Raw genomic sequence first — 21,185 nt, forward strand, 5'->3', positions numbered from 1 at the left:
TCTTGTTAATGAATTCTCAGAGATACGTAAGAATATAAGATGATTGAATCGTTTGCAACAGTGCGCGTTGTCTGCTGCTGATGGAATAAAGTCCCTGAGTGACGTGGAATCAATAGGAAACAGAGAATGCGCAGGAAAAGTGAAGAAATGAGCAAAAATGGCTTGATTTGTCGGTCGGATCCGTTATCACGCGCCTCCCAATGGCTAAGAAATCATGGATCGCGCGCAACAAGCGCAAGCAAAAGACTGTCGCTAAGTATGCTGAACTGCGTAGGCAACTCAAGGAAGAGAATGACTACGTTGGCCTTAGCATGCTTCCACGTGACGCAAGCCCTACTCGTGTGGTGAACCGCTGTCAATACACCGGTCGTCGTCACGGATACCTCCGTCGTTTCAAGCTTTCACGTATTTCTTTCCGTGAGCTTGCATCGCACGGCATGATCCCCGGCGTCACCAAATCGAGCTGGTAAGCTTGCCTTTATTGTATTATTTTCAAACGCAAGGTGGTGAGAGTCCACCTTGCGTTTTTGTCTTGCCTGTTTTCTGGCGAGGTGGAAACGGTTGAGGGACCAGAAACCTTCTGACTTTCCCTTCTGACTTTCTGAACCTTCTCGCTGACCTGAAACTTTCGCAGAGACTCACTGTTGTTATGCCACTATACGAATATATCTCCCAGCATCCGGATGATCCGGAGCGTAGTTGCCGCATTTGCGCACGGGGGTTTGAGCTTCGCCGCCCGGTGGACCGTGAGGCTCTGGAAAGCTGCCCTTTGTGCAAACATCCGGTTCGTAAGGTGATCAGTCAGGTGAGCACGCCGCGCGTGGTGAAACCCTTTTCCACGGTCGACGCCAAAAAGGCTGGATTTACCGTGCTTGAGAAGCGGGACGAGGGCGTTTATGAGAGGCAATGAAAGGGCTCCGCTCTCATACGACTGCTGCCCTATCATGTCATGCTTCCTGATTTTACCCTTGTCCTGACGGGCTGATAGATGCTTAACTGAATGCCTGTCAGCCTGATTGAGCCTCGATGGCATCAGGTCCATGCCGATGAACGTTCCAGACATACTTCAAACACTTCAGCCCCTCTCGGGGGTGTTTTCTCTCATCGCCGGTAATGCGGGTGAGATGCTGCATGACTGGCCGACGGTGGGGCAAACTCTCTGGTTTGTTTTCGGCTGCACGTTTTTCCTGCTGCTGAATGCCTTTTTTGTGGCGTCTGAGTTCGCCATCGTCAAAGTCCGCAGAAGTCAGATCGACATTGCGGAGGGGAAATCCAAACGCAACACAGCAACCGCCAAAAAGGTGGTCGACAATCTCGACGCCTACCTCTCGGCCAACCAGCTTGGAATTACGATTGCATCCCTGGCTCTTGGATTGTTGGCCGAGCCCTTTATCGATTCGTTGCTGAAGTATATCCTACTGAATCGTTTTGATGTCTGGTTCCAGTGGGACCTGAGTCCGTATGCGGATCGGATTAACTATCTTTCTTATGGTGTGGCACTTGCCTTTTTTACCATTCTGCATGTGGTGATTGGCGAGTTGATTCCGAAGGGGATCGCCATTCGGAAGCCACTCCAAGTGACCTTGTTGATTGTGCGCCCCCTGCATTGGTTTTACGTCAGCTTTTCCTGGTTGATCCGCCTGTTGAACCATTTTTCCAATCTGATTCTCAAGAACCTGTTTCATATTGACCCGCTGAACGAGGGGGAACACGCACATAGCTCTGAAGAGCTCGCGTTGCTGGTGGAGGAAAGTGAGAAAAAATCGGAAGTAACCGAAAAAGAACGGGAGATCCTAATCAATGCGCTGGAGCTCAATGACGTGACGGTGAAGGATGTGATGACTCCCCGCAGTGAGGTGGTGGTCCTCGATGTCGATGCCAATTTTGCGACCAATCTGGATATTGCCACACGCAGTAAACATACCCGATTTCCCCTTGTGAAGGGGCATCTTGACCATGCGATGGGGCTGATCCACATCAAGGACATCCTTACCATGCTTCATGACGATGACCCGGATCTGTTCAGTATCAAGCGCTCACTCAAGGTGGTTCCCGAGACCATGCCCTTGGATGTGCTGTTGCAGTTCTTCCTCAAGGAGCATGCGCACCTGGCCCTGGCGGTCGATGAACATGGTGACCCGGCAGGGCTTGTTTTCCTCGATAACGTCATCGAGGAGCTGGTGGGAGATATCCAGGATGAATTTGACAACGAGCGCAGTGCCTTTTCCCAGATCAATGAGCGTGAGTTTGTAGTCGAAGGGGGCATGACTCTCAATGAATTATCCGATCATGTGCCGGAGCTCGATCTCGAAAGCGGCGAGGTCAGCACCGTGGGGGGCTACATTACCCGGGAGCTCGGACGGATTCCAGAGCCTGGAGAAAGCCATGAGATCATCGGTTATGAAGCCAAGGTGATGAACACCGACGGACGTCGCGTGGGACAAGTGCATTTTAGGAGGCTCAAAAAGGTCACGAAGGAGTTGGACCCGCAACTGAATGCCGGTGAGATTTAATGCGTCCCGCAGGGGATTCTCTCAAAGACTTGAAGCTTCCCTGACTCCCTGACTCCCTGACTCCCTGACTCCCTGACTCCCTGACTCCTAGACTCCTAGACTCCTAGACTCCTAGACTCTAGGATCTGAAAAATGCTCTTATCATCGCTTCGCAGATGGGTTAGGCTGCGCCTGTGACGATCCAGGTTGATTCTTTTTTACTGTATATTGCGACTGAGCGGGGTTTGTCCACCGCTTATCAGCTGTCGGTGCGACAGAGTCTGGATGCCTTACTGGACTGGGTGAAGGCGAAGGGCGTCAGCGATTGGAATGAATTGGGTACGGATGAACTGACATCCTTTCTCTCCGACCAAAAAGATCGTGGGCTTTCCGCCGCCTCACTGCGGATTGCAGTGGTTCACTTGAAAATATTTTTCCGGTATCTGGCCTCTAAAAAAGTCATTCTCGCGGATCCTGCCGAGCCCCTGATGCCCGTGAGGGGTGGGGTGCACCTCCCCGAAACCTTGAATGAACAAGACGTCAAACGCTTGCTCGAATCCGTCGACCAAAGCAAAATCCTGGGGCGTCGTGATCTGGCAATCCTCGAGGTTTTCTATGCCTCCGGCCTCCGGCTATCCGAGCTTTGTGGGGCCCGCCTGGAGCACCTCGACCTCGAGGAGGGCTTTGTCAGGGTGACGGGAAAAGGCAATAAAACCCGCCTGGTCCCGGTCGGCGGCAAGGCGCGTGCCGCTGTCTCGGATTATCTCCACAACGAGCGACCCAGCCTCGTAAAACCCAAAACCTCATCGTGGGTATTTCTGAGTATCCGTGGGGGGAAACTCAGCCCGGAGCGGGTGCGCGAGATCGTCAAACAGCGGGCGGCGGCTGCTGGAATTGAACAGACGGTTTACCCGCATTTGCTGAGGCATTCCTTTGCGACCCATCTGCTGCAGAATGGGGCCGATTTACGTGTGATTCAGGATATGTTAGGCCATGCCGATATTGCGACCACCCAGATTTACACCCATGTGGACCAAAAGGGGCTGAAGTCGATGCACCGACAGTTCCATCCGAGGGGATGACGGATCTTCCGGGTGCGCATGGGATGTTGATTGATGGCTTTGAAATTTGGAGTTTGGAATTTGCCCTTTGGAGAGGTAATAGCTTTGTCCATGAATGTGCATCATTTGGAGCTGTTTTATTATGTGGCCAAGTATGAGGGAATAACCGCAGCCGTGAGAAAGATGCCCTACGGGATTCAGCAGCCTGCCGTGAGTGGCCAGTTGTTGCAGCTCGAAAAAAGCCTCGGGGTGAAGTTGTTCAACCGTCGGCCATTCAGTCTAACGAATGCTGGTGATCAACTCTATGATCATGTCTATCCGTTTTTTTCTCGTCTCGCGGATGTGGAGGAAAACCTGAAAGGAGGGGAGAGTAAGCACCTGAGGATCGCGGCTTCGGCGGCGGTGTTGAGGCACCACCTTCCCGAGCTGTTGGCCGATCTGCGCAAGGAGGTCCCGGGATTGCGTCTGACGCTGAAGGATGTGGAGCCCTCGGATGTGCACCACTGCCTGACCAACCAGCAAGCTGACTTGGCGGTCAGTGTGATCAATGCCCGACCAGGTGATGGTTTGCATGAGGTGGAGCTGTTGCACCTGCCCTTGATGTTGTTATTGCCAGAAGATCACTCGGCGGAGTCCTTGGATGACTTGCTCGAAGAGGGGGATCCGGAGGTGAAAATTCCCTTGGTGGGCTTGCCCAAACACGAAGCAATCAGCCAGTTGTTCCAACGTGGTGTGGATGGCCGTGAGTTAACCTGGCCGGTGGCAGTCGAGGTCGACTCGCTCGATGCCGTCCAGCATTTTGTCCGCTGTGGCTTTGGCGCCGGAGTGGCTTTGCGGATTCCGGATATGGTGATGCCTGAGGGGGTCAAGTCCATCGATCTGGACGGCTTTCCTCCACTGGTGATGGGGGTGGTTTACCAAGGGTCTTTGAAGCCGATTGCCACCCGTTTTCTGGAGGCTGCGGTTGATCGGGCCCAGGCCTTGGTCAAGAGCAAGTGAGCCCTGTATTCTTGTTTTCGAGTGAAAGGAATCCCCCGTATCTCTGTATTATCTCTTCAGATATGAGCGAATCCAAGTATTTGACCGATCCCGCTGTTGCTGCATCCTCCGGGGTGTCGCGTCGTCGTTTTGTCCAATCGACCGGAGCCCTGGGTTTGGGCGCCGGGGTAGCAGGCTTCCCTCACATCGTTGCCGCGCAGGGAGCCAACTCCGGAGGATCGACCAAGGTCTTGAAAGTCGGACTGGTCGGATGTGGCGGACGGGGGACCGGAGCGGCAAGTCAGGCGCTTCTGGCGGACCCCAATGTCGAACTGTGGGCGATGGCGGATGCCTTTGAGCCCCAGATAAAAAAATCATTGGCCAACCTGTCCCGTAAGTTTTCGGATCGGATCAAAGTCGCCCCTGCCCGTCAATTTGCAGGTCTGGACGGGTATCAAAAGCTGATGGACTCCGGGGTGGACGTGGTTCTGTTGACTGCCCCTCCCGGGTTCCGGCCCAAGCATTTGGAGGCCGCTGTGAATGCCGGAAAACACATCTTCGCCGAGAAACCGATGGCTGTCGATATGGCGGGAGTCAAGTCGGTGCTGGCCTCTGCCAAACTGGCTCAGAGCAAAGGTATATCGATCCAGCATGGTTATTGCTGGAGGTTTGCTCCAGCCGTTCGGGAAGCCTATAAACGCGTGCTCGACGGCGAACTCGGCCGGGTGATCTCGGTCTATGGTAATTTTTTAGTCAGCCCGCCGAAGCCAATGAAACCGGATAGCAGTCGCAAGCCCGAGTGGTCGGATGTCGAGTGGCAGGTTCGGAACTGGATGGGCTTCGAATGGCTGTCCGGAGGGCCGCTGATTGAACAAGCCGTGCATTCCATTGATAAGATGGCTTGGGCAATGGGTGATGTGGCTCCGATCGCAGCGGTTGCCTCTGGGGGCCGTAGCCAGCGTCAGGATAGTGGCAATACATACGACCACTACAACATTGCCTATGAATATCCCAATGGGACGATTTGTCATATTGCCCAGCGCCAATACACCAAAACCCACAGCGAGGTGGTCGACCGGGTCTTCTGTGAAAAAGGACGGATGGTGGGGCCGGGCCGTCCGATGTTTTATGATGCTGCAGGTAAAGCGATCTGGCGTTACAGGGGGCAGAATGAAAATATGTATCAGGTGAGCCATAACGAGCTTTTTGCCGCTATCCGCGCAGGTAAGATCATCAATACCGGGGAATACATGGCGAACTCGACCGCTCTCGGCTTACTTGGACGGGAGGCTGCCCATACCGGGAAGCGATTGACGTGGAAGGCCCTGATGGAGAGCGACGACGATTTGGCTCCGGATTCCTTGAAGTGGGGGGATTCCCATAAAGTTCCGGGGGTTCCCATTCCTGGACGGGGCTAAATCCCAGATCCTTTTTTGAAACGCTGCTTGGATTCTTACAGCATAGGTTTCATAACAAAAACACCCCCGGTCTGTGTCGGCAGACCGAGGGTGTGTTATTTATACCAATGAGAAAAAGTAACTGGTAGTCTTTTCGAATTGGTTTTGTTTTTTGAGTTGGCTTAGATGAAATCAACGATGACGTCATCCAGCGCATCCAGAAGCTCCTGCATGCTGGCTTCCGTTTCGTTACCCATATTGGAAATACGGAAGGTGCTCCCTTTGATTTTTCCATAACCGCCGTTGAGCAGCAGGTTGTATTTCTGGCGCACGGCTTTGATAAACCCGGGCACGTCGAGCCTGCCGTCGGTGTTGTCGATCGTGGTCAGGGATTTTGACTGATACCCTTCCGGGGCGAAGTTCTTGAATCCGTGTTTTTCCATCCAGGCGTGCACCATACCGTTGAGCTTTTCATGGCGGGCATAGCGTTGCTCCAGCCCTTCCTCCATGATGCTGTCGACTTTTTGTTTCAGTGCGTAAAGCAGGGAGACGGCGGGTGTCGATGGGGTGTTGTTTTTTACCGCATTTTTTTCAAATTCGACAAAGTCAAAATAATAGCCACGTCCCGGAGTCTGGGATGCCCGCTCGAGTGCGGCCTCCGAGATCGCAAAGACGGCCAGTCCGGGCGGCAGTGCCAGAGCTTTTTGCACGCCGGCCAAGACGACATCAATGCCTAGCTTGTCCATCTCCACAGGCACGGCTGAGAGCGAAGACACCGTGTCAACGACCAAGAGGACGTCCGGGAACTCATTGACCACGGCAGCGATGCCCGCCAGATCATTCATCACGCCGGTTGATGTCTCATTGTGCACCAAGGTCACGGTATCGAACCCTCCCTCGGCAAGCTTGCTTCGCACCTGCTCGGGGTCGATGGCTTCTCCCCATTCAACTTGGATCTTTTCCGCTTCCTTGCCGCAACGCTGGGCTACGTCGAACCACTTGTCGGAGAATGCTCCACAGCAAAGGTTCAGCGCCTTTGTTTGTACCAGGTTGCGAATCGCTCCTTCCATCACACCCCATGCGGAGGATGTGGAGAGGTAGACCGGGCGTTCGGTCCCGAGGATGGGTTTCAGGCCGGGCTGGATGCTGGAGTAGAGGGATTCAAAATCGGCTCCACGGTGGCCCATCATCGATTGGCACATGGCTTCATAGGTTTCCGGGGCAATATCCACCGGACCGGGGATAAACAGCTTGGGTAATGTGTTTTGTGACATCGCGCGGCGATAGTCCCCAGATCGCGCCATTTGTCAAAGCCAGACATTGTCACAATGGGCTTTGAGTAATACCAAGTAGTCATTCACCCGGAACTCTCATGGATCACGCAGTGCTCTTCCAAATACCTCAACAATGATCAATCGTCTCGTCTGTTTTGCGGAGTGGTATAAGTCATTGATGGGTCGATCATGAGGAGAAATGTGGACAAGAAATGGAAAATAGAAGTTGTAAGAACTGGGTCTCAGTGATAAATCACGGTTAGTTTTCTGATAGGTTTGTTTTGGTTGACCTCTAAGTGATTAAATAATGAATGCGTTAAAGCGTCTTGTGTTGCTGGGGTGGGTGCTACCCGCCTGTGTTTTGTTGGTATCGTCGTGTGAAGATGAACAGCTGGTGGCTGAAAATCAGAAGCTACGGCAGGAGTTGAGCGATCTGGAAAAGAAAGTGGATTTGCTGAAAATCAATGCGGGGGAAGACCCCGGAGATCAGACCGCTGCAATTAAAAAGGCGAACGAGGAGCTGGAACAGGCGATGGAAACCATCAAGCGCCTGGATGAAGAAAAAGCTGAACTCGAGTCCAAACATGCAGCAGCGGAGAAAGACTTTCGGGATTACCAGAAAAAGTACCGTATTGAGTAGAGCCCGTGTGAATGTAACCAGAGGAGAATTTTTATTATGTTGAGTGATTTATTAACGAGTTCGCGTGGGCCGGGGGTGATTGGCACCTTGTTGGCCCTGATCGTTTTGTTGGGCTTTGGGGGCCTGTTTCTGTTTGTCGTGGACGACACCGGCCCCTTTCAGGGTGACAGTCTGGCAGGGCAAATAAAAATGAAGAAAAAGGCGATCGTGGCCAGGCAAAAGGAGATCGTCTATTGGAATGAAGCTGCGGTAGAATATGAGCAACGCCGGCAACAGAAATCAACCTTGGCTCAGGTTGAGCGGAAGGTGAAGCAGGCGTTCAAGGATATTGAATGGGGCAAGCAGGAGGTTGCGCGTGAACAAACCGAGATCTCAGACCTTCAGAAGGCTGTCGAAGCATACAAAAAAGAATACCGGATCGTTGAGCGGGAACGTGCCGTGGGGGAAAAACTTGAGTCGTTTACGACCAAATCAGGGAAGACCTATGAACGGGTGACGATCAAAGAGGTTTCTCCTCATGAGATGAGGTTCAGTCATAAAAACGGCAACAGTGGCGTGCATTATGAGGAGCTGCCCGACGATCTTTATGATCGCTTTCAGTTTATCAAGGAGGACGCTGAACTAACTGAGGCCAAGGCGCAAAAACAAATTGATATCAGTAAAACCGGAGGAGAGCGCTACAGGATTTCCAAGGAGATCATGGACCGGAGGAATAAGATCAGCCAAAACAAGGAAAACATCAGCCGCTGGCAAATGGAGATCCAACGCAAAGAGTCTGAAATCGCTTCAGGTGAAGTGGCAATCCAGTCCGCCGAAAATAAGGCCCAACATTATCGTGAACTTTATGCCGCAGGCCGCCGGGGCTTGACTCTCGATAGCGCTAAAAAACAGGAACGCAAGGCCGATCTCTACAGAAAGCGGAATGTGGCAGCTCGGACCCTGATCTCAACTAATCGACGAAACATCAGCTCGGCCACTTCAAAAAACCGTAAGTTGGAATCTGAGGTGAAGCAATATACCCGCGAGTTGAAACAACTGAATTAGAGATCCCTGTAGGATGAAAAACCCATTGATGGCAGACGATTCAAGCGGCATCATCACTATGCTGGTGGGCGTGATTGTGTTGGTCTTTGTTGCGCTTGGGTTTACGGTGATCGCTGATTTGAATTGGAAGCAGTGGTTCGAGACCAATAACAGGGGACTGGCTGCTGAAAAAGATGCATTGCAACGGCGCATCAACCGTAAGGAAATTGAGATTCAGCAGCACCATCACAGGGAGGCGTTGATCGAAACCCACAGAGAACAAGGTGAAGAGCTTCAGGACCTCAAGGCTCAGCTCACTGCGGCCGGGGCTGAGGCGAAGCTTTTGGTTCAGATGATCGAGGACGAAAAGGAAACCATCACCTTTTTACAGAAGGAAAAGGATGCCTATCGACTTCAATACCGTGAGCATGCCAGAGCGGCCGCTGTCGGGAAGACTTACCCGCTGTTGTCGACCCGCTTGGGTAAAAAATACACAGGGGTTCGTATTCTGGAGGTCAACCAGTTGGGGGTGGCTATCTCTCATGACCACGGAGCCGCCCGTCTCGGGTATCGCGACATGCCCGATGACTGGCGTCAGAATTTTATGTTCACAGCCCGGGAGGTCGCCAAGGCCAAATTGGAAGATCAGCGTCGCGTCGCCCAACAGAGTAGAAAAATGGAAGAACGCAACCGGGTCATTCGCAATTGGCAGAAAAATCAATCGAAGATGAGTGAGATTGCATCCCTGCGAACGAAAATTGCGTCCGTCAGCATGCAGCTGTCCAGTTCCAGAACCGAGGCCAGGATTGCTCGAAACAAAGTGCGCTATCAGGAGAACCTGCGTCTCAGCCGGACCTACGCCAGATCCTCCTACAGCTACCGGCGGTACAACGATTCAACCGGGGGCTATTACACATCAAGTTACCGCCCCCGCTACCGGATTACCTCGAGTGGTAGCAAATCCGTCCCCGGTAGTTTGGAGACTTGGGAACAACGTGCCGTCCGCTACGAACGCATGGTCGCCAGCTATGAAGCCAAGTTGGTGAATCTGAGAGCCCGTCTGTCATCGCTCGACCCCAGCTATGACCTACCCGAACGGGTTCCGGCTAATTGATGGGCTCGACGAAGCCCGTCACCAGTGACCTTGTGTCCAAGGCTCGTCGACTTGCAATACTTGAAACGCTAACTCAAAGCCGACTCAAACCGGCCGAGCTCTGCCGTTTCATGGTAGGGGGAAGCCTCATGGATCACGTAGGGTATTCCCCAATACCTCATCCCATCATCAGCCGTCTGTTTTGTTGATTGCACATCTCTGTGACAGTACTCCCACTTTTGATGTTGCTCAGTTAGGATTTGGCTTTATGTTGCTAAATCCGTGCCGAATGATCCTGAGGTTGGCTGGATTACCTGCCTATGGTATCAATGAAAAAAGCAACTTCCAGATTAACTCCCAGATTAACTCCCAGATTAACTCCCAGATTAACTCCCACATTAACACCCACAGTAAAAACAGAATAATGAAAACGAAGATTCATACACTAAGCCTAGGGCTGGCAGCAATGCTCGCGACTCCAGTAGTTACGCCTCTGTCGGCGGATGAAATAATCCACGATGGTGAGTTCCAATTCCTCAGACAGCAGTATGGGGAGAAATGGGACAAGGAAGATAAGGAAATTGATCAACAACTGGCCGCGATTCGTGAAAAGAACGGAGGCAAGCGACCAAACATCCTCTATATACTCATCGATGATGTGAGCTTCGGCCAGATGGGGGACCCGAAGATGAATTATGTGATGGGGATTAAAACACCTAGCATTAACAAGTTTTCGGATGAGAGTCTCAACCTGATGCGGATGTACACCGAGCCATCGTGCACCCCGACTCGTGCCGCCTTTTTAACCGGACGTCACCCGGTGCGTTCAGGGATCAAGGAAGTCAAAGTCGCGCTGGTGGGAGAAGGCTTACCTGCCAATGAGGTGACCATTGCGGAGGTTCTTAAGTCTGCCGGCTATAACACCGCCCATGTCGGTAAATGGCACCAGGGAGACATCGAGCAGGCATATCCGCACAACCAAGGGTTTGACTATGCGGCTTTCCCGCTTCACCAGCAAGTGCAACTCACGGTGATGACGCCTGAATCTGCCAAGGCAGGAAACCAGTTCGGTTATAACCGCTCGCTTCAAAATGGAGCCTTCGAACTCGATAAAAAATTCCGCCCATTCGGGCTGGTCACGGGGGTGGAAGCCAAAGCCGGGGGTAAGGCTGTCGAAGTTGATCTCAAACCCGGCGAAGAGTGGACCCACGCCCACTATGTAAAAATGAACGAGCGCTACCAACGCCAGATCCTTGAACAAGTCGATGCCCTCGCCGCAAAGGATGAGCCGTTCTTTCTTCAATACTGGCCACTCTACCCGCTCAACTTTGTCTTCGACGAAAACCCGGAGTCGCTGAACGGCGGCTTTCATGCGGAAAAATTGCAACTGCTCGACGGCTGGATCGGTGAGTTACTCGAACAGCTCGAAAAAACAGGAGAAGCCGATAATACCATCGTTGTGTTCATGGCGGACAACGGGCTCATGTACCACTACGAAGGCCCATCCGGACTCAGCCAGCTTATCTACCGTGGCGGTAAAACCAACCACCTTGAAGGAGGTGTCCGTGTGGATGCCTTTGTGCGCTGGCCGGGTGCTGTCAAACCAAAGAGCTATGCCGGTGATATTGTTCACGTTTCCGACCTCTTCACCACCTTCGCCCGTGTGGCCCAGGCTACGGAGCACATCCCGACGGACCGCGTGATTGATGGTATCGATCAGACGGCGCTACTGCTCAAGGGGGAGCATCACGGTCGCCGCGATTACGTCTACATCTACGAGAATGAGCTTCTTCGTTCCATTGTGAAACAGGAATACAAAATGCACATGCCCGCTCCTGGCGTTCCTGGTGCTGCGGCTCCGGTGTTCAACATATTCCGCGACCCCCGCGAAGAACACGCTCAGATCGGGACCGCCCTCTGGTCCGGCGCCAGCTTTCAGGATATGGCCAAACGCCACGCACTAACCATTGCCAAATACCCTCATAACAAACTCGGCAAGGGTAAACCCTACGAAGGTATTCAAAACCTCCGACCCGAATCCAAGGAAACGGTCGAAACCTTCATGTCTTGGCACCCGAAAAAGAAATAATACCAAGTAGTAAAACAGACGGGACGATAGCCGAGATGAATGAGTTCTTAGGTAAGGCGCAACGAAGGAATGGTGCGGGCTATGCAACCGACGCGCAACAACGGTAAAATCTAAAAGATTCAGTGCTCCCTTGCCATTCAGCTTGCTGACTGACTCATCATCTTAAACTCAAACCATTCTGCCAATTTAACTGGGAGAATGGTATTATCCCTGATAAACTCGGGTCACTCGGGGCGTGATCCCTGTGAGAATCGCCCAAGGAATGGTTCTGGCTTTTGGTGCCAATTCACTGACCAGAATGTGTTCTCCAAAAAGCTCCACCTCATCACCGCTTTCACATGCAGCAAGCGCTGAAACGTCCACCATGATCTGGTCCATGGTCACGCGCCCCAACACCGGGCATCGTTGCCCACGAATCATAACCTCAGCACCCTGGTTGGAAAGCTGCTGTGGATAGCCGTCACCATAGCCGATCCCGATCGTGGCCACCTGGGTGTCGTGGTCTAACACCGTGTCCCGGCCATACGAAATCCCTTGCCCGGCCGGTAAGGTGCGCACCAGTGACACTCTCGATTTTAAACTCATCACCGGCTTGAGCTCGCTCTGGAATGATGGCAGGGGAGCGATGCCATACAGCATCAGCCCGGGACGGTAAAGGTTGGTCGTATCGCTCTGGTAGACTAACAATCCAGCGCTGTTGGCCAGATGGCGGTAAGTAAAAGCATCCACCCCCAGCGATTCAACCAAGCTGTCGAATTGCTTGAATTGTGCCAAAGTGAATGCCTCATCTTCGTCAGCCGATGGGAGATGGGAACCGATCCCTTCGATCATCAGATGTGGATACTGATGCCAGAGCGACATCACCTCCGGCAGGGCATCCGGGAGAAATCCACCCCGGCCCATACCGGTATCCACGGTCAGGTGCACTGGCAGTGGCGCCTGGCCGCTTTCTTTGGCGAGATCGTTGAAATGTCCGGCCTCATCCAGGGTGGAAATACTAGCGGTCCAGCGCTGGCTAACGATTTCTTCACGTTCGGCCGGGCTGGTTGGCCCGAGCAGGTAAATCCGGGTGGCAATCCCGGCATGCTTGAGCCGTCGTGCCTCGATCACACTGGCAACACCAAAGTAGTTCGGGCGCTCGGATTCAGGTAACGCCTCCAGCGCTTCGGCGATGGTCTCCATCCCGTGCCCATAGGCTCCCGCTTTCAGGATGGCCATCATTTCACCCTTGCTGTAGTCTCGGGCGACTCGGTAATTATGCCTCAGGTGCTCGAGCTTGACTTCCGCCCATGCACGGGGAGGAGAAACCGGAGGTGTAGCGATGTTTGCCGGATGGCCGGTAGTGTCGGATGATTGCACGCCATGACTATAGAAGCAGATGATGAATTCCCCAACCTTAAATATCAATCACGTCGATCGAAGCAAAAGGCTGAAGGTTTTCTTCAGACTTGGCGTATGTCTCCAAATGAAATGCTTGATGTGCTACGGACTCAAAAGGCGAGGGATGATACTTACCCGTGCCATGCTCCTTGCGCTCAGCCTGGGGGGCGGGGCCTTGGCAACCGCCGAAACTGCCAAAACCGCCGAAACCGCAGCAAACCAGCAGGGCACCACGGCCGACAACAAGCTACCCGCCAAGGTCTTTGCCGATTGGCTCCTGCAGGATGCCGGGCCAAATCATCAAATCAATTTTGATCAGCCCTCGGAGAAGGAAAAAAAGTTGGTCGCTGATGCCCTTGCCGATTGCCGCAATCCACCGACAGTGGAGATGGACCGACTTCGCGAAGCCTACCTGCTCGCCTGTCAGCAACGTCGGCGTGAGCGATTGCAGCTCCTCGCGAAGTCCTCACCCCGCTTTGTATTTGTAAAACAACGTCCCTTGTCCGGCTCGTTCTACGGCTACACCGAGGGCCAGTCCGACGCCCAGAACGAGAGCAATTTCCGGCCGGGCGGGGAACTCTGTGTGTGGTCGATGGATGAGGCCTACGGTTCGGTAACAACCCTGCTCAAAGACCCCGGCGGCGTAATCCGTGATCCCGAACTGTCATTCGATGCCAAACGCTTGCTCTTCTCCTGGAAGCGTTCGCATCGCCAGGATGATTATCATTTGTATGAAATGGATTTGGACTCCCGAGCCATCCGCCAGTTGACCCATGGCCTGGGTTTTGCCGATTACGAAGGCCGCTATCTGCCGGACGGCGATATCGTATTTAGCTCCACCCGGGGCATCTCGACCATCCCGTGCTGGTGGACCGAGGCCAGTAACCTCTGGCGCTGCGATAAAGACGGCAAGTTCATGCATCGCCTCGGCTATGATCAGGTGACCACCAATTTCCCCTCGTTACTTGATGATGGACGGATCATCTACACCCGTTGGGATTACAATGACCGCGGTCAGACCTTTCCCCAGCCGCTTTTTGTGATGAACCCTGATGGAACCAAACAAATATCCTATTACGGCCTGAATTCTTGGTTTCCCACCACCATCAACCACGCCCGCGAGATCCCGGGCTCGGGTGGAAAACTGATTGCCATTCTCCATGGCCACCATACCCACCAGAAAGGAAAACTCGCACTGGTGGATCGGAGCCGTGGTGTGGACGAGGGCAGGGGGGTTACCATGCTCGCCCCGGTGCGCGAGGCTACTCCCGTCATCGTGGACGCCTATGGCCAGAAAGGTGACCAGTTCCAATACCCGTATCCCCTCAGTGAGGATGAATTCCTCGTCACTTACGACCCCCTCCCGGGAGGCAACCGCGCCTACCCGCGGCCGTTCGGGATTTACTGGATGAACGCCTCCGGAGAGCGTGAGTTGTTAGCCTCCGATGATCGCATCCACTGCAAGCAGGCATTTCCGCTGGTTCCACGGAAAATGCCGCGGGCGATTCCTTCGATTGTTGATCACCGGAAATCCACCGCCCGTGTGTTTATGCAAAATGTCTACGCAGGGCACGCCCTCAAGGGTGTAAAAAAAGGAGCGGTCAAAAAAATCCGGGTCGTGGAAATGAAACTGCGTGCCGCCGGTGTCGGTAGCTCATCATCCAGCGGACCCCACAGCAGAGCCATGATCAGCACGCCGGTCGCCGTGGGGAATGGCTCCTGGGATGCAAAAATGATCCTGGGGGACGTCCCTGTCCATGAGGATGGCTCAGCCTACTTCGAAGTCCCCGCCAAACGTCCCATCTATTTCCAGGCACTGGACGAAAAGAATCGGGCGATCAATACCATGCGCACCTGGGCAACTCTGATGCCGGGGGAAATGATGTCTTGTGTCGGCTGCCACGATAAACAACATGACGCCCCGGTGAACCTCGGCCATTCGCTGGCCTTGCGTGGCGGACTGCAGAGCCTGAAGCCCTTTTATGGACCTGCGCGTGGGTTCAGTTATGCTAAGGAAATTCAGCCGATCTGGGATGCCAAATGCGTTTCCTGCCACGACGGTCAACAGGCGATCTCTCTGAAAGCCACCGCCCGCAGTATGAAAAAAGAAAAACGACTCTGGGCCGAAAGTTACTTGAACCTGCTCCAGATCAAACCCTCCGGCGGGAATGCGGCCCAAGCCCGGGTCGATGGCAAATACGTCAAGTGGCTGGGCTCCCAGTCCGAGCCCACACCCCAGCCGGCATACTTGCGTAGCTCGATTAATTCCCCCTTGATCAAGCTCCTCGAAAATGGCCACCACGATGTCCGCATGACCCGTGAGGAAATGGATAAAATTTCCGCATGGATCGATCTCTATGTCCCCTACAGCGGTCAGTACCCGGAAGCGGGGGATTGGAATAAAAAGGAGAAAAAGAAATACGCTCATTTTCAAGCCAAGCGCGACTACATGCGTGAGTTTGACCGCCTGAGCCGCCAGGCGTTGATTCGCTCACAAGGCGTCTCCGGTAAGGTTCCCGAAAACCGGGAAACGGAATATTTTGCCTTCAGCCGCCAATATGCCCCGGAGTCCGTTGCCCGCTTCGAACAGCAACTGGTCCGCTATCAGGCGGAAATGGAAAACACCTACCGCAACCTTGCATACAACCCGGACGCCAGACCGGAAGCCTTCAGCTACCCCCACGCATCCAGTAACTCCGAGTGCCGGGGAGAATCCCGCTTCCTCGCCGGCAATGCCATCGACGGAGATAGACGAAACACCAAACATCAACAATTCCCGTCATGGGGGCCGGATCGAGCCGATCACGTAAACACCCCATGGATCAAACTTGATTTCGGGCGCGAGGTGGAGGTCGATAAGGCCGTCCTGCTGCTCCGTGCCGATTTCCCTCACGATACCACCTGGCAGCGTGGCCGCCTGGATTTCTCCGACGGCAGTCATATCGACCTGGAACTTAAAGCGACTGCCGATGCGCAAAGCCATGCCTTCCCGAAACGCACCATACGCTGGGTCAAGTTCACCGGACTCGATGCCCGCAACCCGGAGGGCTGGGCCGCGCTCAGTGAGATCGAGCTTTGGGGTCGCCATAAGTGAGGGCTTGCATCCGCCACGACTTCCCCTTAAATGAGCGCACAAATCATGATGTTCGACGCAAAAAAACTTACCGATGACCAGATTGCCTCCATTCAATCTTGGGCTGCAGATGGAGACCAGCTGGCCGATATCCAGAAACGCCTGGAGCAGGAATATGAATTCAAGCTCACCTACATGGATACCCGTTTTCTGATCCTTGACCTTGGGATCGAACTCAGAAACCTGGAGGAAGAGGCCGCCGCCGATGCCGACCAAGAGGAGGATCCAACAACGCCTCAAGAAGGGGAATTGACCGAAGACGATCTCGAAATCATGCCCCCTCCAGCAGGTGGCCCTGTCCGCGTGACGGTCGATGAAATTGCCCGCCCCGGCGTGATGGTCAGTGGTCGCGTCACCTTCCCTGATGGCCAGGGGGGTGGATGGTACGTCGATGAAATGGGCCGCCTCGGTATCGACCCTGATACCGTAGGATACCGCCCGAGTGAAGCCGATCTCGTCACCTTCCAGCGCGAACTCCAATCCGTTATGGAAAGACACTAACACCGCACCCCCGGTAGGGAGGATTGGCCTCAATCCTCCGCGCCTTTCCCGCCTCAATCCTCCGCGCCTTTCCCGCCTCAATCCTCCGTGCCTTTCCCGCCTTAATTCCCTCCCTCCACCGATTGCCTCCCATTCACCCAGTAGCTATTGTTTCACCTACTGATTCACTGACCACCTGACCATGATCTTTTTTTCCAAGTGCCACACCCGGATCGCTCTCGTTGCCGTGGCGGCTATGATAACGGCGTCGTTCCATAGCACGCAGGCCGCCACCGAAGCCGATGCCCGCGCCATTACCCAGGCATTTGACAAGTCCTACCGCGCGTGGACCGCAGAAATGAAGCTGGCCGCTGCCGCTGGATCCGCCCATGTGGCGGCAAAAAAACGCCCGGACGCCGCTGCCGCATCGAAACGACTCAAGTCGCTCATCAGTAAGGATCTCGCCAAGGACTGGACCCTGGACTACGCCGCCTGGTTACTCGAAAATGACACGGCCCTGACGCCGGAACATCAACGCGCTTTGCTCGATGCCGTAGAAAAGAACCACGTCAAGAGCCCCCGACTCGGCCGTTTTTGTATGGGCCTGATCTATCTGGACCAAGGTGCAGAATTACCCAAACCCGGCCAGCCCCCGGTCCGCACCCGTGGCATGAATTTACTTAAACGAGTGAAAAATGAAAACCCGGACCCGAAAGTCCAAGGCCAAGCGTCGCTGGCACTTTCCATGATGCTCGCATCACTCGGAGACGACCCTCGCATTATGCAAGGGCGGATCAAAAACCTGCGGGAGGCCATTATCAAAAGTGCCGAAATCCCAGTGGGGGAACTCACCGTTGCCCAAATTGCCGAAGATGAACTCTACAAAATTAAACACCTGACCAAAGGCCGTCTGGCTCCGCCCATTCAAGGAGTCGACTCCGGGGGGCGCGCCATGCAGCTCGCCCAATTTAAAGGCAAGGTCGTGATGCTCGTGTTCTGGTCGAGCTGGGATGCCGAGACCGCCGTAATGCAGCGCCTCCTCGAAGGCTTGCGGAAAACCACCCAGTCGAATCTCGGGAAACCCATCGAAGTCATCGGCGTCAACCGTGACTCTCGACAGAACCTCCGCACCCTCGAAGCCGACGGACTGGTTACTTGGAAAAATTTCTCCGATCAGACACAGAAAATAGCCAACGACTATCGCGTGGCCACCTGGCCATACTGTCTGGTTCTCGACCAACAGGGGGTGATTCGCTACCGCGGCAACGTCGGCGCTCTTGCCAACGCCGTTGCCAACGACCTGATCCTCCGCACCAAGCCGGACGCCGAAACCAAACCCGCCGGCCTCTAGTCTCCGATTCGGAGCTATGATGGACCAAATAGGGAAGGGTGGGCTGCTCATCTACCGTCTCCCAATTATGCCATAAGATATTTCGACTGAGCTTGACCTAGTCAGCTTGCTCGATTAAACGAGCAGCGCTATGTTTGAAAACATTCCTCAAGCCGCGCCGGATCCCATCCTGGGATTGACCGAAGTTTACAATGCAGATCCGAACCCCGAGAAGATTAACCTTGGTGTTGGGATTTATCAGGACGAGCAGGGTAAAACCCCTGTTCTGACGTCTGTGAAACGGGCTGAGGATTTGATTTTGAAACAGGAGCAATCCAAGAGCTACCTTCCCATTCCCGGCTCCCCGGACTACGCCAAGGCCGTACAAACGCTCCTCTTTGGAGAAGACAGCGCCCTGCGTTCTGAAGGTCGCCTGTTTACCGCACACACACCTGGTGGAACCGGAGCCCTGCGTGTTGCCGGGGAATTTCTCAAAACCAAGACCGATGCCGATACCGTTTGGCTCACCGTCCCCACATGGCCCAATCACGGACCCATCTTCCAAGCCGCTGGCATGAAAGTGGAAACCTTCGCTTGGTTCAACGCGGAGACCCATAGTTTCGATGCCGATGCCGCTCTGGCCGCTATCGAACAAATCCCGGAAGGGGACGTCATCGTCCTCCACGGTTGCTGCCACAACCCGACCGGTTGTGACCCGACTGCCGAGCAGTGGAGGCAGATTGCCGAAGCCGTAAGCCGCCGCGGTCTGATGCCCGTCATGGATTTTGCCTATCAAGGGTTTGCCACCGGAATTGAAGAAGACGCCGTCGGCCTTCGTATCGTCGCTGAAGTTTGCCCGGAACTGATTATCTGCAGCTCGTTTTCCAAAAACTTCGGCCTCTACCGTGAGCGCACCGGAGCCGTCACCTTTGTCACCAAAGATGCCGATACCCAGGGCCGCCTCGCAAGCCAGGCCAAACTCGTTGTCCGCACGAACTACTCCAACCCTCCTTCACACGGTGGATCCATCGTCGCTACCATCTTCAGTGATCAGGAACTCATCGCCCAGTGGCATGAAGACCTGAAGGAAATGCGCGAACGTCTCAACGGCATGCGCAGCCTACTCGTCAGCAACATGGCGAGCCTCCAATCCGCGCGTGATTTCTCCTTCGTTGAACAACAACGCGGGATGTTCTCCATGCTCGGACTGAGTAAGGAACAAGTCGCGGAGATGGGAGAAAAGCACTCGATCCACATGGTTGGATCCAGCCGAATCAACCTGGCCGGGCTCAGCACCTCGAATATTGAGCGCTTCTGCCAAGCCCTCGCTTCCGTCCTCTAAACAACACAAAGAACCAACCTTTTTGATGCCGCGCTTCCAATCTGGGAGCGCGGCATTTGTTTACCCCCCAAAAAATTCCAACAAACTGCCGGTTGACTCCACCCAAATCACCCGTAGCATAAACACCTCAGTCTTCCATCTTCTATCTTCCATCTTCTATCTTCTATCTTCTATCTTCTATCTTCTATCTTCCATGTCTATTCTCTTATCTCCTCTGACCGTCGGCGCCTGGAACCTGCCGAATCGACTGATCATGGCCCCACTTACCCGCTGCCGCGCCAGTGAAGGCCGCGTCCCTAATGCCATGATGGCTGAATACTACGCCCAACGGGCGAACGCAGGACTCATCATCGCCGAAGCCACCGCAGTCACCCCGATGGGTGTCGGCTACCCCAACACTCCCGGTATTTGGTCGGATGACCAAGTAGAGGGGTGGAAACTCGTCACCGATGCCGTTCATCGCGCCGGTGGGCGAATCGTTCTGCAGCTCTGGCACGTTGGTAGAATCTCAGACCCCGTCTACCTCGATGGCGCATTGCCCGTCGCGCCGAGCTCCGTCACACCCTCAGGTCATGTCAGCCTGATTCGACCCAAAAAAGCCTTTGTCACTCCGCGAACACTTGAGCTCGATGAAATCCCGGCCATTATCGAAGCCTACCGCAAGGGAGCGGAAAATGCCAAACGTGCCGGATTCGATGGCGTCGAGCTACACGGAGCCAATGGCTACCTGCTTGATCAGTTTCTTCAAGACAGCACCAATCAGCGCACCGATGCCTACGGTGGCCCGATAGAAAACCGGGCCCGTCTCATGCTCGAAGCTGTGGATGCGGCCATCAGCGTCTGGGGTGCTGACCGTGTTGGTCTTCACATCGCTCCACGCTGTGACGCTCACGATATGGGAGACTCCGACCCCGAAGCCACCTTTAGCTATGTAGCGCGTGAAATGGGCCGTCGCAATATCGCCTTTCTCTTTGCCCGGGAAGGAAAAGGGGACCCCTATCTCGGCCCCCAACTCAAAAAGGCATTTGGCGGCGTATTTATTGCCAATCAACAACTCGAATTTGACGAAGCCGAAACCATGATCAGGGAAGGGGAGGCCGATGCCATCGCCTGGGGGCAGCGCTACATTGCCAACCCGGACCTCGCCGCTCGCCTCGCTGCAGGGGCCGAACTCAACACCCCGGACCCTGACACCTTCTACGGCCAAGGCCCCAAAGGATACACCGACTACCCCACACTCACATAAGCACAGCCCCCCCATATCTCCCTGTCGTGCCCAACCTCATATCTCCCTGTCGCGCAAAGCCTCCCATAAAGTAGGACAGGATTCCATCCAATAGTGTTCGGCATGCTCTGATGGCGGTATGTGACAAAAGTGTCACTTGTACATTTTAACATATTTTGCTTTAATCCTTCGCGTGGAACCGGGAAGGAAAGCCAAGCCTGATATTAGTCAGAATCAACTCCAGAGCT

The 21,185-nt window shown here is 54.2% G+C and carries 17 protein-coding genes; 15 read left to right on the plus strand and 2 right to left on the minus strand.

Annotation, left to right across the window (positions count from 1 at the left end):
• Positions 1 to 200 precede the first annotated feature (200 nt).
• The 6 genes from rpsN to HW115_RS14935 all read left to right on the plus strand — a co-directional run bounded on the left by rpsN (position 201) and on the right by HW115_RS14935 (position 5,949).
• The gene (gene rpsN / locus HW115_RS14910; RefSeq protein WP_178933742.1) at positions 201 to 470 is read left to right on the plus strand and encodes a 30S ribosomal protein S14; all 270 of its coding nucleotides are present in this window, start codon (positions 201 to 203) and stop codon (positions 468 to 470) included.
• A gap of 179 nt (positions 471 to 649) precedes the next feature.
• A complete protein-coding gene (locus tag HW115_RS14915) occupies positions 650 to 910 on the plus strand; it encodes an FmdB family zinc ribbon protein (RefSeq protein WP_178933743.1) in 261 nt (86 codons plus the stop codon).
• Positions 911 to 1,046: 136 nt separating this feature from the next.
• The gene (locus tag HW115_RS14920) at positions 1,047 to 2,513 is read left to right on the plus strand and encodes a hemolysin family protein (protein WP_227021553.1); all 1,467 of its coding nucleotides are present in this window, start codon (positions 1,047 to 1,049) and stop codon (positions 2,511 to 2,513) included.
• A 173-nt stretch (positions 2,514 to 2,686) separates the two neighbouring features.
• Positions 2,687 to 3,574 carry a tyrosine recombinase XerC gene (locus tag HW115_RS14925; RefSeq protein ID WP_178933745.1) on the plus strand — a complete coding sequence of 296 codons (888 nt, stop codon included), beginning with the start codon at positions 2,687 to 2,689 and terminating at the stop codon, positions 3,572 to 3,574.
• A gap of 90 nt (positions 3,575 to 3,664) precedes the next feature.
• Positions 3,665 to 4,552 (plus strand): LysR family transcriptional regulator, encoded by an 888-nt coding sequence (locus tag HW115_RS14930; RefSeq protein WP_178933746.1) that lies wholly within the window; start codon positions 3,665 to 3,667, stop codon positions 4,550 to 4,552.
• Between the two features lie 62 nt (positions 4,553 to 4,614).
• On the plus strand, positions 4,615 to 5,949 hold the full coding sequence (locus HW115_RS14935) for a Gfo/Idh/MocA family protein (protein ID WP_178933747.1): 1,335 nt from the start codon (positions 4,615 to 4,617) through the stop codon (positions 5,947 to 5,949).
• Positions 5,950 to 6,110: 161 nt separating this feature from the next.
• On the opposite strand, the gene HW115_RS14940 is transcribed toward HW115_RS14935, so the two are convergent.
• Positions 6,111 to 7,202 (minus strand): pyridoxal-phosphate-dependent aminotransferase family protein, encoded by a 1,092-nt coding sequence (locus tag HW115_RS14940; RefSeq protein ID WP_178933748.1) that lies wholly within the window; start codon positions 7,200 to 7,202, stop codon positions 6,111 to 6,113.
• Positions 7,203 to 7,509: 307 nt separating this feature from the next.
• On the opposite strand from HW115_RS14940, the gene HW115_RS14945 reads away from it, so the two are divergent.
• The 4 genes from HW115_RS14945 to HW115_RS14960 all read left to right on the plus strand — a co-directional run bounded on the left by HW115_RS14945 (position 7,510) and on the right by HW115_RS14960 (position 12,047).
• On the plus strand, positions 7,510 to 7,842 hold the full coding sequence (locus HW115_RS14945) for a hypothetical protein (RefSeq protein ID WP_178933749.1): 333 nt from the start codon (positions 7,510 to 7,512) through the stop codon (positions 7,840 to 7,842).
• Between the two features lie 36 nt (positions 7,843 to 7,878).
• Entirely contained in the window at positions 7,879 to 8,886 is a 1,008-nt protein-coding gene (locus HW115_RS14950; RefSeq protein ID WP_178933750.1) for a hypothetical protein, read from the plus strand.
• A gap of 28 nt (positions 8,887 to 8,914) precedes the next feature.
• Positions 8,915 to 9,979 carry a hypothetical protein gene (locus HW115_RS14955; protein ID WP_178933751.1) on the plus strand — a complete coding sequence of 355 codons (1,065 nt, stop codon included), beginning with the start codon at positions 8,915 to 8,917 and terminating at the stop codon, positions 9,977 to 9,979.
• A gap of 403 nt (positions 9,980 to 10,382) precedes the next feature.
• A complete protein-coding gene (locus HW115_RS14960) occupies positions 10,383 to 12,047 on the plus strand; it encodes a sulfatase-like hydrolase/transferase (protein ID WP_178933752.1) in 1,665 nt (554 codons plus the stop codon).
• A gap of 204 nt (positions 12,048 to 12,251) precedes the next feature.
• Here the strand turns inward: HW115_RS14960 and alr are convergent, their stop codons facing one another.
• Positions 12,252 to 13,406 carry an alanine racemase gene (alr, locus tag HW115_RS14965; protein ID WP_319609349.1) on the minus strand — a complete coding sequence of 385 codons (1,155 nt, stop codon included), beginning with the start codon at positions 13,404 to 13,406 and terminating at the stop codon, positions 12,252 to 12,254.
• A gap of 163 nt (positions 13,407 to 13,569) precedes the next feature.
• Here alr and HW115_RS14970 point away from each other — a divergent pair, with 163 nt between their 5' ends.
• From HW115_RS14970 to HW115_RS14990, 5 genes are all read left to right on the plus strand, one after another.
• Entirely contained in the window at positions 13,570 to 16,521 is a 2,952-nt protein-coding gene (locus tag HW115_RS14970) for an HzsA-related protein (protein ID WP_178933753.1), read from the plus strand.
• A gap of 30 nt (positions 16,522 to 16,551) precedes the next feature.
• A complete protein-coding gene (locus tag HW115_RS14975) occupies positions 16,552 to 17,061 on the plus strand; it encodes a hypothetical protein (protein WP_178933754.1) in 510 nt (169 codons plus the stop codon).
• Positions 17,062 to 17,242: 181 nt separating this feature from the next.
• Positions 17,243 to 18,391 (plus strand): peroxiredoxin family protein, encoded by a 1,149-nt coding sequence (locus HW115_RS14980; protein WP_178933755.1) that lies wholly within the window; start codon positions 17,243 to 17,245, stop codon positions 18,389 to 18,391.
• A gap of 130 nt (positions 18,392 to 18,521) precedes the next feature.
• Positions 18,522 to 19,712 carry an amino acid aminotransferase gene (locus tag HW115_RS14985; RefSeq protein ID WP_178933756.1) on the plus strand — a complete coding sequence of 397 codons (1,191 nt, stop codon included), beginning with the start codon at positions 18,522 to 18,524 and terminating at the stop codon, positions 19,710 to 19,712.
• Between the two features lie 193 nt (positions 19,713 to 19,905).
• Positions 19,906 to 20,958, plus strand: a complete 1,053-nt coding sequence (locus HW115_RS14990; RefSeq protein WP_178933757.1) for an alkene reductase — start codon at positions 19,906 to 19,908, stop codon at positions 20,956 to 20,958.
• The last annotated feature ends 227 nt before the right edge of the window (positions 20,959 to 21,185 follow it).

The organism is Oceaniferula marina (assembly GCF_013391475.1).
Taxonomy (GTDB): Bacteria; Verrucomicrobiota; Verrucomicrobiia; order Verrucomicrobiales; family Akkermansiaceae; genus Oceaniferula; species Oceaniferula marina.

Coding starts and splice junctions, on each gene's coding strand:
- rpsN (WP_178933742.1), top strand. CDS start 201: ATGGCTAAGAAATCATGGATCGCGCGCAACAAGCGCAAGCAAAAGACT.
- HW115_RS14940 (WP_178933748.1), bottom strand. CDS start 7,202: ATGTCACAAAACACATTACCCAAGCTGTTTATCCCCGGTCCGGTGGAT.
- HW115_RS14945 (WP_178933749.1), top strand. CDS start 7,510: ATGAATGCGTTAAAGCGTCTTGTGTTGCTGGGGTGGGTGCTACCCGCC.
- HW115_RS14955 (WP_178933751.1), top strand. CDS start 8,915: ATGGCAGACGATTCAAGCGGCATCATCACTATGCTGGTGGGCGTGATT.
- HW115_RS14960 (WP_178933752.1), top strand. CDS start 10,383: ATGAAAACGAAGATTCATACACTAAGCCTAGGGCTGGCAGCAATGCTC.
- HW115_RS14935 (WP_178933747.1), top strand. CDS start 4,615: ATGAGCGAATCCAAGTATTTGACCGATCCCGCTGTTGCTGCATCCTCC.
- HW115_RS14980 (WP_178933755.1), top strand. CDS start 17,243: ATGATCTTTTTTTCCAAGTGCCACACCCGGATCGCTCTCGTTGCCGTG.
- HW115_RS14930 (WP_178933746.1), top strand. CDS start 3,665: ATGAATGTGCATCATTTGGAGCTGTTTTATTATGTGGCCAAGTATGAG.
- HW115_RS14975 (WP_178933754.1), top strand. CDS start 16,552: ATGAGCGCACAAATCATGATGTTCGACGCAAAAAAACTTACCGATGAC.
- HW115_RS14920 (WP_227021553.1), top strand. CDS start 1,047: ATGAACGTTCCAGACATACTTCAAACACTTCAGCCCCTCTCGGGGGTG.
- HW115_RS14915 (WP_178933743.1), top strand. CDS start 650: ATGCCACTATACGAATATATCTCCCAGCATCCGGATGATCCGGAGCGT.
- HW115_RS14985 (WP_178933756.1), top strand. CDS start 18,522: ATGTTTGAAAACATTCCTCAAGCCGCGCCGGATCCCATCCTGGGATTG.
- HW115_RS14990 (WP_178933757.1), top strand. CDS start 19,906: ATGTCTATTCTCTTATCTCCTCTGACCGTCGGCGCCTGGAACCTGCCG.
- HW115_RS14970 (WP_178933753.1), top strand. CDS start 13,570: ATGCTCCTTGCGCTCAGCCTGGGGGGCGGGGCCTTGGCAACCGCCGAA.
- HW115_RS14950 (WP_178933750.1), top strand. CDS start 7,879: ATGTTGAGTGATTTATTAACGAGTTCGCGTGGGCCGGGGGTGATTGGC.